We start from the raw sequence: 12,173 nt of genomic DNA, 5'->3' as shown, positions 1-12,173 counted from the left end.
AGGGCCTCAGTCGGTTACGAGTGGTGGGTGGAGACAGGGGCGGTGGACTGAGGGGCTCAGTCGGTTACAGGGTTGGATGGAGACAGAGGAGAGCGACTGGGGGGCCTAGCTGGTTGCGAGTGGTTGGGCGGAGGCTTGATCGAAAGAGCCAGAATCGCCGGATTGAATCAACGATTCGGGAACAAACAATCGCTGCTTGTCTTTCGCTGCGTTGATGTCGGACTCGGTCGCAGGTGACAGGAAGGTTGCCGTGACCAACATCTCGGGGCTGACAGTGGAAGGGGGATCGATCAATTCGACCTTCACTTCCAATGTGTTCTTTTGAACATTCGCTGCACTGGTGGCTTGCAGCACACGCCCTTGGATGACCAATGACGAGGATGCGGTTTCGATTTCCACCGGCTGTCCTTGTCGAACCATTGGCACGTCTTCTAACCGCACATCCGCGCGGACTTGCAGGCGTTGAGGATCGTACATTTCGACGACCGTGCTGGCACTGTGTCCGGTGGAGGACGCCATCCCCGAAACTCGGGTTCCCGGCGAAGCAATCAAACGCAGAATTCGACCCTCCATTGGCGCCATGACGATATTACGTTCCAAAGCCAATTACGCTTCTTTCAGTTGCAATTTCGCTTCTTCCCAAAGCGCTTTTGATGAAGCGACCTTGGCTTTGGCTTCCTCGACCTGCCGCGTCTCCTCGACCAACAAGCTCAGTTGTTTCTCCAACGCCCGAACTTTCTTATTCAAAGCATCGACCTCGCGTTGCAAATTCGGTTGGCGTCTCTGCAATTCTTGCAACTTGGCCAATTCAGCTGCGTGGTCACTTTCCGCGCGGGCAACGATTCGTCCAGAGATCGCTCCTTCCGCAGATCGTTTGCCTTGCATGTTGTTCCGCGCGTACTCGACGCTCGCCTCCGCTGCTTCGATCAAAAACGGCAGTTTCGCGAGTTCCGTTTCCGCCCTCGCCAACATGCTCTGCGCATCGGCGAGCTCAACCTCCAAGTGCACGGGATTTTCAAACCGAACCAACGCAGCATTCCATTCCGCCTCGGCGCGTTGCAGTTCACCTTGCCGGATCGCAACGGTGTTCTTTGCCTGCTGGACGTTCAGTTCCGCGTCGATCGCGATCAACCGCGCGACCGGTTCACCGCGTTTCACCGGCTGTCCCTCGACCACCAACAACGATTCGATCACCCCCGGGGCCAACGCCGCGACGCTGATCGCAGTCGGTCGCGGTTCGATCCATCCGGGTGATTGAAACAACGTTTGCCCCGCTTGAACAACGTCTGCACGTTTTGCGATCACTGGGATCACGGTAACACTTTGCCGTGGCATCCAGTGACGACCGGCCGCGACCGCGAGCAATGCTGCAAAACCGACCAGGATCCCAATCGGAAACACATAACGACTGATCCATCGTCGACGACGAGACGCCGGCGACGGAGTGCTTTGCGTTGGCGTACGATCGATGGCCAGTTGACCAAGATCCAGCGGAGCGTCAGCCATGGTTACTTGCTCGAACGTACGAAGATGTCGTTGGCTTCCACGGTCAAGTTGCCTTGATCGTCGCGTCTGGCAACGCCCTGCACAACGACCGTCGACAGTTCATGGACATCCAACAGGTCACTCGCGGTTTGGGAAACCGGCGATCCTGACTCGTCAACGACTTTCACTGTTGCAATGTTGTCTTTGACCTGATCCTGAGTGCAGCAATAATCCCATGGCGTGGGGCAACCTTCCTCTGTGCTGCAGTGCGGAATCTCAGGGTCAACGACCGTGAAAGCAGCCAATCCGTCAACGAACGGCTCCGTGGAGCCACCGATCAAACCGACCAATGTCAGCTCTTCCCCATCGGAAGCCTTTGCACGAGCCTCTCCGACGGGCATCGCGTTGGCAGGTTCGGAACTGGCCAGGTAGGCCGAATCCGCAGCTGAAGATGTGGATGGAGCTTGGTCCGCGACTTCCGCACCGCCGCAACCAGAAATGAGGGCAATGGCTCCAGCCATCACAAGATGTTCAAAACGTTTCATGGTACTTCTCTATCAAAAGGGTTAACGAGTCAAACGGCTTTCAGTCCCGTTGCGACTTCTTCTCGCAGCGCTTTCAGTGCCGGTGGCAACGAACCAAGGACACCCAACAAAAATCCCACGCCGCAACCGATCAAGATTGCAACGCTGTCGATCCGCAATGTGAAAGCCCCCATCGTGAATCGAACCGCCATGCCATTGAGCAGCAGCAGCGCAACCACCCCCGACAACAATGATCCGGCGGCGGCCAACAAGACGCCCTCTTGGACGACGCTTAGCAAAATCGCAAGCCTTCGATATCCGATGGCTTGCAACGTTGCGATTTCTCGAATCCGTCCGGCAACGGATCCATACATCATGTTCAAACCGGCAAACACACCCGCACCGGAAACCAGCACCACCACAAACCACGCCAACACTCGGACGGGTTTGTAGTGCTGTTGCAGCGAGGCGTAGTATTCCGTTTCGCGAATCGCTCGCAGTTCTAAATCTAGTCGTTCTTTGCAAAACAACTGAACCTCCGCTGCTGAACGATTGGGCTGCAATCGAATCGCGACCAAACTCAGGTCTTGACGTTTGGTCGCGGTTTGAAAGTCACCCAAGGGACACCAGATTTCAGATTCATATGCCGACCCGCCCGACGCAAACCGGCCACTGATCGTCCACTTGCGTCCCTCAAACTCGAGTTGCCTGCCGATTTGCAATGCACTTGATTCACGTCCAAGCTTGGTGGCAACCAATTGACCGACCATCACTTCGCCTTCCGTTGGCCACGTTCCCTCGACCAACTGAACCGAACGACGTACCAGCGGTGCTGACGTTTCCACGCCCCGAACCAAACCAAGTCCGCCCAGTCCCGATTCAGTGGTGACTCGAGTGCCGAGATACAGTTCCGGTGAGACATGGTTCACGCCGAAGCGTTTCATCGTGCCACCGAGGCTGGCCGCCAACAACGAAGGAGTCCGGGCGGCAATTGAGGAGTTCTCGATGTTCTCTTCCGAGTTCACCGAATACACCAACACCACGTCGTCATCCCCGCTGACCGCGAGCGATTGCTCGAGTCCACGGATGAACCCAACGACCACAAACACCAGCATCACCACGGTGGCCAGAGCCACCAAGGTCAATGCGGTGCGTACCGGCCGCCGGGCCAGGTTGCGGACGCCGTATTCCCACGGTAACAGCATCAGCGATCACCCCGGTGTATCGATTGGACAACGAAACAAAAGGTCGACCTCATGTTCAACGCTTTGGTTTGGATGTGAACGTGCCATCCGGAGTGATCATTTTCTTCGGCGTCTTGCCGATGCTTTCCATGATCTCCCAGATCCCCTTCGGACTGAGCTTCACGCCGTCCTTGGGGACTAATGTCACTGACTTTTTCTCGATACTGCAAACGACTTTGGTGACAGCATCCACCGAATCAAACCGAGCAGTGATTCGTTTGACGCATCCGCCACACATCTCACCGACGGTCATCACAATCTGGTTGGATGCCGACTTTTGCGCCGAGACAGGATTCGCCGAGGCGGTGGATGGAGCGAGCAAGGCGAAGGCAACCGTGGCCAAGGCGACCCAACCCATTCCGTTACGTTTCGAACTCAACATCATTTTCACTTCTTCCATGTTAAAAAAGGGATTCCAAATTGGCGCATGCCAACTCCGTCACGAGTAACAGCGTGAAGAACAGGCGCATTGCCAAACAGATTCAAACACCATCGATCGAACGCACACAGCGTTCACGCATGACGGTTGCGTTTGTACGACTTCGAACAATCCGCGGATGGAATTGCAGCAACGCTTCAGCAGCGTTCCGCCACTCCATTCCGGTGGTCGATCATCAAATCAGCCAAGATTGGTGCGCAACACGCACCTGGCGGCCAGAAAGGTTCGCTCGGAAATGCGAGCCGGGATGCAATGGACGGTTCACGTCCAAAACGGATGAGAAGAGCTTCTTCACACCTGCGTGTGCAACCCATTGGGTCACCGAATGGAAATCCGGCAGCTCAGTATCGTCCTCGATGACGGCACCATCGCAAAGGCAACCGTTGCAACTGCAGTCCGCCCCACAAGGCGAACTCTCGTCTTGCCCTGGGAGGACACCAGAGGGCGAAGAGGGCAGCTCCGCATCAACACGGTGGCAGCAGACGCAACTAGCGGACGCAGCACCTTTCTCACACGCTGCTTCCGTTGGACACGAAAAACAACGCATGGGGCACGTCAACAAATTGACGACCAGCAGAACGAGGAGGAGCGGTGATCTCATACATCCCACCTTACCAACGGTCATTTCTGATGGCAAGCTGAATCGACAAAAGCGAGCGATGTCTCCAACGACTGCTTCAACATCCAGAACAAACTCCCCGCCAGGATGGTGGCTTGGGCGGCGGACCACAGAACCAGAGTCGACCACCAGAACGTGACGACCTGCTGCTCGCTCGCCATTGTCCCCCCACCCAACAAGCCATGGTGGGTAAGCCACCAACCGCCCGTCACCACCAAAAATCCAGGCACGGCGGTTGAGACCAGTATCACAAAAGACTTGCCAATTCCCTTGGCGGCCGCCGCGAGGACCAGGCTCGCAACGTCCACCAAAACATAAACGGCAGCGTACCCCATCAACCGAACCGCGAGCGGTTCGATCGTGGTTCGTTCTTGGTCAGCGACACCGCCCAGCGGGATCTGAAGAAGCGTCTCCGGGAACGCAGCCAACACCGCCGCTAGTGACAACGCCACGGCCAACCCCAGCCTTATCCCTCGGTGAATGGTTTCTGACGCGAAGCCAATCCCTTTGGCCGCCAATGCCTGCCCGGTGACCACCGTGACCGCGGTCCCCAAACCGATCGCGGGAATCGACAGCAACTGGTACAGGGTGAGCGCGGCGGAGGTCGCCGCCAAACCAGTGACTGATGCCGCACCAATGACCAAAAGAATGAAGCTGAACAACCCCGAGCGGATCAATTGCTGCAATCCGATCGCAGATCCAGGGCCAATGATCTCCGCCATCACCCGAACATTCGGTCGCCATGCCATCCCGAGATGACGCCCAAACGAATGGAGTCGCAGCAACATCATTGCAAAGACAGCCACCTTGAACCACATCGCGATCGTGGTGGCCAGGGCCGCACCAAACACTCCCATCGCTGGCAATCCAATTCCGCCGAAGATCAACCAGTAGTCCAGAACAACGTTCAGTCCTGACGAAGCGATGTTGGTCCGTAAAATTGGACGAGTCACTCGTCTGCTGACAAAGAACGCAGTCAGACCGGCTTCCAACATGGACGCGGGAGCCACCCATAGCAACGTTCGAAAATAGCGAGCCTCCTGCTCCGCTAGGTCGGTGTCATGTCCAAACGCTTCGAACAAACTGGGACTCAGCCAACCGATCAAAGCGAACGCTGGCACGCAAGCAAGTGTGAACCACACGCATTGCCAAAGCAGCGACCACACCCTCAATGCCACCGCCCCCCGGCCACGTTTCTTCCCGAAAGCCATGGCAGCAAGTGGGGTGATGAATCCCATTGCGGTAACGGGAATGCATGCGATCGCCCAGTACAAGTTGCCGGCGGCCATCGATGCCGCCGATGACGTCGGACCGTACCACATCAAAAGCGTTCGATCGGTGAAGAGCGTGAGCGAGAAACAACCAACTGTGGCTGCCAGTGGAACCGCAACCGCCACCATCGCCCGATAGCCATATGCATCGGATTCGGAACGACGAGTGAACTCTGACATGAATTCCGTTGGAAAGGAGCCGAAAAATGCGATTGAAATTCTCGGAGGTCATTTTCAATCAGCAAGCTTGATTCGCCAACGACCAGAACTGGAAAGAAACCTTTCTGGTGCTGGCTCAAAAGATGCAGTGCTGTTGATTGCGGAGCATCAACGCCCCGTCCATAGGAGAACGCGAGATCCGCAAGCGAAACTCGTGCCATCATTCCATCTCAGCAAAAGTGACGCACTTTCACAGGAATCACCATGTCCACCAGTAGCATTCCTCATCGTCGAATCAAACCAAAGCAAGCCTCAACCAGCGCAAAAGTAGGCCAGCGACTCAGCCAAATGTTGGTCTCACTGGTCACGTTCATCAATCAGTCTGATCGCCAAATGATCAATTCAGGAGCCGACTCGCCAATCGCGGAACGAATCCCGGTGGTGGCAACTCGACGTCATTGATTTGGTCTTCTTGTTCCATTGGCGTCACCAATTGGCACGACCGTTGCGTAAGCCGAGCCCGAAGGATTCACAACAACATCACGGATGATTGGAACATCAATCGTCATTTACAAACCCATCGGCTGGGGAGCAACTCGCCATGAAGATCGGCATTATAGGTCACTTGAAATTCCCCATCGCCAAACCGTTTGCAGGAGGACTGGAGGCGTTCACTCATGCCTACACGTCCGCCTTGGTGACTCGAGGTCACGACGTGACTCTTTTTGCTGCTGGTGATTCGGATCCATCCCTGCCGGTCACGAGTGTTCTTCCTAACGCAACGATCCCCGAATCGAAAGTGCGTCTCGGTCGCGTCTGTCATGATTGGATCGAAAGCGTTGAGGACGAGGCCTACGCATCGCTGATGCTGGAACTCAGCGACGGTGGCTTTGACGTGATCCACAACCATTCCCTCAGCCCTATTCCTTTGCGGTTCTCTCACCTATTGCCCACACGACTGATCACGACGGTCCATGCACCTGTTCTTCCTCGCATGGCAGCGGAGATCGAAACACGCGGGCACCACGGTTGTGGGCAATTTGTCAACATCTCGGGTGCCAACGCGGGTGCTTGGAAGCATTTGTTGCCCGAACAAACGGTCGTTCACAATGGCGTCGACACAGCCTGCTGGGGACTCCGCCAAGAACAGAAGCAGCGTCGTGCCATTTGGTTCGGGCGCATCCTGCCAGACAAAGGAACTCACTTGGCTCTGCGGGCCGCTCACCGTGCCGGTATTCCATTGGATGTTGTCGGTCCAATCTCGGATCAAAATTACTTTGATACCGAAGTCATGCCTTTGTTGCGTTCATGCGATGCTTACCATGGTCACCGAACCCACGATGAGCTCGATGCTTTGATCAGCCGTTCTGCGGTCACGCTGGTCACGCCTTGTTGGGACGAACCCTTCGGGTTGGTCGTTGCCGAGTCGCTCGCATGCGGGACACCCGTCGCGGCGTTCAGTCGCGGAGCATTGCCCGAACTGATCGGCGCCTCCACCGGGCGTCTCGCCAAACCAGGCAGCGTTCGAGAACTCGCGCATGCAATCCATGGCTGCATGACTCTACCTGGCGAGATCTGTCGACGTGTCGCCCAGGAACACTACTCGTTTGACCGTATGATCGATCAATACGAGAGGCTCTTCCAGAGTCAAACGGATTGGACCATTCCAACGGAGGTTGCCGCGTGAGCGATCACCAGCCTCGAGTGGGTTTTTATACTCACTATCATGGAATGGGACACAAGCATCGCACAGAGGCGATTCTACAACAGCTCTCCATTCCTGCGACCGTGATCACCAGCCGTCTACACCAGTTGGATTGGAGCGGCCCCACATTGACAAACGTCATCGGAATCGACTGCGACAACGACGACGTGCCCGTGCGAGGAATGCAGCATGCACAAGAGGTTTCCGCGTTGCACCACGCACCGCTATGGACCGACTCAATCACGAGACGCGTTGCCCAGTACACACGCTGGCTGGACAAAACACGACCGGACGTGATGGTGGTCGATGTCTCCGCAGAGATATCAATGCTCACGCGTTTGGCATCGATTCCGCAGATTGTGATGCGGCAACATGGCCGTCGCGACGACCCAGCCCACTTGGCCGCTTACGAAGCCGCCCATTCACTGCTTGCTCCATTTCCGGAGTCAATGGAAGATGACATCACGCCCGACTTTGTGCGAGACAAAACGATTTATCTGGATGGGTTTTGCCGCCAGCAAACAATCGAATCCTCAAACCAAACGCAACGAACCAAGTCGAAACGGGAGCGACCAACGATCGTTGTGATGTTCGGTCGGGGAGGCACGGGCGACGTCCACCAACACTTGCGAGACGCGGCGACTTTGGTTTCGCATGCTGACTGGGTCGTTCTGGGAAAGGACGATGATTCGAACTCTGGAAGGACACCTGCAAACCTGTTCTTTGCCGGATGGCAAAATTTGCCCAACCAATGGATCGCTAACGCCAGTGTGGTCGTAACGTCTGCCGGTCACAACTGCGTGATGGAACTCGGCCATGTTCAATGCCGGTTCATCGCCATCGCGGAAGATCGCCCGTTCGAGGAGCAAATTCGCAAAGCGAAGGTCCTCGGCCGTGAACGATTGGCGATCGGATTGACCGCTTGGCCCGCTCCAAGCCAATGGCCAACGCTGATTGACGAAGCGATGTCGTTGGATCCATCGCCTTGGCGAAATGTGTTCGAACACGACGGAGCTGAACAGGCCGCGAAACACATCACTGAAGTCGCTCATTGGTCTCACGAAGCCAGAATGTCTCGGGAGTTGTTGACGCTATGAAAATCAGTGTTCTCACCATCGTACGCGGACGTCAGGCACATCTTGAGAATCAACTGAAAGGATTGTTGCAATCAGAGATCTTGCCGCACGAATGGATTGTTGTTGGCATGAATCAGGAAGTTTCACTTCCCGATAGCGATCGCTTTCCGATTCGAACTTCCAGCGTCCATCATCCAACCGAACCGCTTCCACTGGCTCAAGCTCGCAACCATGCGGCTTCGCTTAGCACAACCGAGGGATTGGTATTCTTGGACGTTGATTGCGTGCCTTCGCCCGACATGATCGGAAACATGACGAAAGCACTTCGTACCGAAGACCGATTGTGGATGGGATATCCTCGTTACCTTCCCGCAGACGCAGTCGACGGTGACTGGCAAATGGATCAACTCGAACAGATTGCGGTTGATCATCCATTGCAACCGCGACTTGGCGAGCAAGAAAGAAAAGCATCCGATCAGTACGAGATGTTTTGGTCGCTTTGCTTTGCAATCAGCCTGTCTTCCTTCCAACAAATCGGAGGCTTCGACGATTCATTCGATGGCTACGGTGGCGAGGACACCGACTTCGCGTTCTCTGCACGAAAAGCCGGCGTGACATTTGGATTCGTTAACGCCATTGCCTATCACCAGCACCACTCGGTTTGCAAGCCACCATTGAACCATCTCAAACCAATCGTTGAAAATGCTGAACGGTTTCACCGCAAGTGGGGCGTGTGGCCGATGGAGTCCTGGCTCAACGCCTTTGTAGATCGTGACCTCATCGCCTTTGACAAAGACGCGAATTCAATCGCCATCCAACGCTTACCATCCGACTCAGAGATCGAAGAGGCGACGTCTCTTACCCCAGCGGGCTTTTGAGCCGATCGGTCGAGGCGGGATCAAACCAATCGCCGACGCAGACACGCTTCGAGTATTCGAACTCAACAAGTGGCCCCGAGTTCTGGCACGGTAGTTGCGACCTCTTCCTCCCATCGAACAACCGTTTGATGAATCTATCAACTACAGCAAACTGAAGGATTAAACATGTCTCTTGAAACAAAAATCGATTTGAACGAAACCACCCTCGAGAAGCTTCAGAAGCTGATCCGTGCCAACATCGATTCGTACAACGGGTTCCACGAATCCGCCGAAGAGTTGAAGGACGAGCGTCTCTCAACACTGTTCCGCAACATTGGTGACGAACGCTCAGCGATGGCTGCCGAACTGCAGCAGTACGTCGAGTTCAATGGCAAAGATGCGGAAGACGACGGCAGTGTTGCCGCGAAGACGCACCGCATCTGGATCAACATCCGAGGCAAGTTGAACGGCGGCGACGCAACGGTCATCTTGATCGAAGCGGAACGCGGCGAAGATCATATCAAGGAAGCCTACGAAGATGTCTTGAAGGACACCGCCGGCAGTGCCATGAACGATGTACTGACCGCACAATACGCCAAGGTCAAAGCCGGCCACGACAAAATTCGCGATCTTCGTGATGCTTACAAAGCCAGCTGAACACAGTTGCCGAAACTATCTCAGTTTCCAAACCGAACAGCGAAAGCCATGTCCAATGACATGGCTTTTTGTTTGCGCCAACGAAACGCCGCACTGTTTCATTCTCTGGAGTTTCATTTGCAACCAGGTAGCCGGGAATCTACAGGCAAGACCACGCAAGCCATGTGGAGAGGAGACCTGAGATGCGAGATGGTAGGGACTGACGTCGCGGTGTAGAGGTAACTTTCGTCCGGCTGTTCTCTTTCTTGATCCCGAAAGGGAGTCGCGAGAAAGGCATTGCATGTCCGCCGCTGACGCTGTCGCTTGCCGACGGCAACTCGCATCAAACAAAGCGTGGAAACACGATTTCTGTCGTTCGACCAATGGAATGCTCTGAGGGCACTCCCCTGAAACCAAGCGTACGATGGAAGAACTGTTTGAAGTCGCATCAAAGTCAGCCCGCGCCTCCAAACAGAGGGCTCGGGTCGCAGAATCCAGCGGAACATTCACCTTGTGCGGCACGACACTTCACAGCAAGGTGTCGATGCACGCGGCGAGCAATGCACCACCGCCGGTGAACAAGCCAACTGTTGTGAAATCAACCATGAAAAGGTCCCAAAATGCGGTGTTCCCACCCAGGAAATGAGTGGCCAGGGGGAAATGACCCACGCTGCAGACACAAACGACAGCAACAGCAGGACTGTCCATGCCCGTTTCGCGGAACGCCAATTCGCAAACGCGGAAATCAGAAGAACGAGAGTAGAGAAGCAGCCCCAAAGTCATGGCGTGTGCCAGTCAAAAGACTGGTATTGATACCGCTTTGGACTGCGCAGGTTTTGTTCCTCGACTTCACCCCAACGGGGCCGCCCCGTGCCAGCCCCGGGCAACGCCCTGGGTTATGGCGGGACCAAAATTACAAAGCCCCAACGGGGGCGATCCTAGCGGGTTTGGGGGAGTCTTTCTTAGGGCCGCCCCATTGGGACTTGTGCCGGAATGTCCGCAACGAAACCCCAGGCGATGCTTTTGAAGTTGCGCTTTTCTCAAAACCCGAAGCGTCAGCTTTCTCATAACCCGAAGCGTCAGCGAGGGAAAAACGATGTTGACTTCGCCTCGCTGACGCGTCGGGATATAAAAAAACAATGCCTCACTCTAAAGCGCAACTTCAAAAGGCGATGCCTGGGGCTATCTTAGAGCGGCCCCGTTGGGGCGTAGGAAAGAACAGAAACCAACGACGCATCATCCGTGTCAACACCAACCATTTGACCGCCCATCCCCTGCGCAAACACAATGTTCCAGTGAGCCGCGTTGCGGCGGGTTCAGGGTGGAGCCTGCTTCGGTGATTATGGTGTCCCCTGTCTTTCACTTCACTCCCTCGTCAGGAACTCGACGATGACTTCAAAAAAAAACCACGCTCACTCGCTTTCACTCTGACCTCGCCAAACGGTTTCGAGAAGACTTGCTGCTCAGCGGAAAGCAACCGAGCACCATCGCCTGCTACCGCAATGCCATCGCCCACTTGGCTGAACACTTCGCTTGCTCCCCGGAAAAACTCTCCGAAGCACAGGTCCGGCAGTATGTCTTGCTGCGAAGACACCAACTACAACTCGGTTGCCCCTGCGCGCCCGTCGCAATCACCTGACCTGAAAAGCATCCCGGCACACGATTCCAACAGCCGATCAACGCCCTTGCCCGATTCAAAACACCGTTCTTCGTTTCCAGAGCGGCTGCCCAAACCACCGCGCCAAACCGAACCTCGCACGAAGCCCTCCGCCAGAGCACGCCGCAGCGGACAAAACCACGAGGGAACCATCGCCGGAGTGTCCCCACCGCAAAGCGACTCGCCTTGAACAAGGATTGAGGTTCAGGCTCGTACCTCGCTGACCCCAAATCCTAAATCGTTGTGCGGCGGAGCAACAGCCAGCAGTTTGCAACCACCAGCGCGACCGAGGCCAAAATTGCGGGGATCGGAATTACATAGAGTGGGAATTCACGAAAAAGAGATGTCACCGATATTCCGTTGACCCAGAAGCAACATGACCAGAAAAGAAGCGTTGGAATCGCGGACGCACAGGACGCTTATCCAAGCTTTCGAATTACGAAGTAAGAGTGAAACAAGTCCGATGCTAACTGCTGGAAGCCACGTAAAGACCTCGGGGCT

At 55.4% G+C, this 12,173-nt stretch carries 10 protein-coding genes and 2 pseudogenes; 6 read left to right on the top strand and 6 right to left on the bottom strand.

The genetic code is table 11. From position 1 onward, the window contains the following. Nucleotides 1–141 precede the first annotated feature (141 nt). From ACF8AM_RS13430 to ACF8AM_RS13410, 5 genes and pseudogenes are all read right to left on the bottom strand, one after another. Nucleotides 142–1,506, bottom strand: a pseudogene (locus tag ACF8AM_RS13430) (HlyD family secretion protein); the annotation flags it as partial. Between the two features lie 2 nt (nt 1,507–1,508). After that, nucleotides 1,509–2,030: a hypothetical protein gene (locus ACF8AM_RS13425; protein WP_392556118.1), complete on the bottom strand. Its 522-nt coding sequence runs from the start codon at nt 2,028–2,030 to the stop codon at nt 1,509–1,511. A 29-nt stretch (nt 2,031–2,059) separates the two neighbouring features. After that, nucleotides 2,060–3,214 (bottom strand): ABC transporter permease, encoded by a 1,155-nt coding sequence (locus ACF8AM_RS13420; RefSeq protein WP_392556117.1) that lies wholly within the window; start codon nt 3,212–3,214, stop codon nt 2,060–2,062. A 55-nt stretch (nt 3,215–3,269) separates the two neighbouring features. Then, nucleotides 3,270–3,638, bottom strand: a complete 369-nt coding sequence (locus ACF8AM_RS13415; protein ID WP_392556116.1) for a heavy-metal-associated domain-containing protein — start codon at nt 3,636–3,638, stop codon at nt 3,270–3,272. 675 nt (nt 3,639–4,313) lie between these two features. Then, nucleotides 4,314–5,762 (bottom strand): MATE family efflux transporter, encoded by a 1,449-nt coding sequence (locus tag ACF8AM_RS13410; RefSeq protein WP_392556115.1) that lies wholly within the window; start codon nt 5,760–5,762, stop codon nt 4,314–4,316. Between ACF8AM_RS13410 and ACF8AM_RS13405 the strand changes: the two genes are divergently transcribed. The 5 genes from ACF8AM_RS13405 to ACF8AM_RS13385 all read left to right on the top strand — a co-directional run bounded on the left by ACF8AM_RS13405 (nt 5,761) and on the right by ACF8AM_RS13385 (nt 10,036). Continuing rightward, nucleotides 5,761–6,072 (top strand): hypothetical protein, encoded by a 312-nt coding sequence (locus ACF8AM_RS13405; RefSeq protein WP_392556114.1) that lies wholly within the window; start codon nt 5,761–5,763, stop codon nt 6,070–6,072. The two genes, ACF8AM_RS13410 and ACF8AM_RS13405, sit on opposite strands and share 2 nt — an antisense overlap. Nucleotides 6,073–6,342: 270 nt before the next feature. Further along, a complete protein-coding gene (locus tag ACF8AM_RS13400) occupies nt 6,343–7,428 on the top strand; it encodes a glycosyltransferase family 4 protein (protein WP_392556113.1) in 1,086 nt (361 codons plus the stop codon). Beyond that, the gene (locus ACF8AM_RS13395; RefSeq protein ID WP_392556112.1) at nt 7,425–8,543 is read left to right on the top strand and encodes a glycosyl transferase family 28 protein; all 1,119 of its coding nucleotides are present in this window, start codon (nt 7,425–7,427) and stop codon (nt 8,541–8,543) included. Before ACF8AM_RS13400 ends, ACF8AM_RS13395 begins: the two co-directional genes overlap by 4 nt. Next, nucleotides 8,540–9,400, top strand: coding sequence for a glycosyltransferase family 2 protein (locus tag ACF8AM_RS13390; RefSeq protein ID WP_392556111.1), 861 nt, complete (start codon nt 8,540–8,542; stop codon nt 9,398–9,400). The genes ACF8AM_RS13395 and ACF8AM_RS13390 overlap by 4 nt, the downstream gene beginning before the upstream one ends. Nucleotides 9,401–9,565: 165 nt before the next feature. After that, a complete protein-coding gene (locus ACF8AM_RS13385; RefSeq protein ID WP_392556110.1) occupies nt 9,566–10,036 on the top strand; it encodes a PA2169 family four-helix-bundle protein in 471 nt (156 codons plus the stop codon). Nucleotides 10,037–10,543: 507 nt separating this feature from the next. Here the strand turns inward: ACF8AM_RS13385 and ACF8AM_RS13380 are convergent. Then, nucleotides 10,544–10,798 carry a hypothetical protein gene (locus ACF8AM_RS13380; RefSeq protein WP_392556109.1) on the bottom strand — a complete coding sequence of 85 codons (255 nt, stop codon included), beginning with the start codon at nt 10,796–10,798 and terminating at the stop codon, nt 10,544–10,546. 661 nt (nt 10,799–11,459) lie between these two features. Between ACF8AM_RS13380 and ACF8AM_RS13375 the strand changes: the two are divergent. Then, nucleotides 11,460–11,654 (top strand): annotated as a pseudogene (locus ACF8AM_RS13375) (phage integrase N-terminal SAM-like domain-containing protein); the annotation flags it as partial. Between the last annotated feature and the right edge of the window lie 519 nt (nt 11,655–12,173).

It is taken from the genome of Rhodopirellula sp. JB055, from assembly GCF_043100905.1.
Lineage (GTDB): Bacteria > Planctomycetota > Planctomycetia > Pirellulales > Pirellulaceae > Rhodopirellula.
Note: the sequence above shows the minus strand (reverse complement) of the source record. Positions and strands in the feature narration are given on the sequence as shown.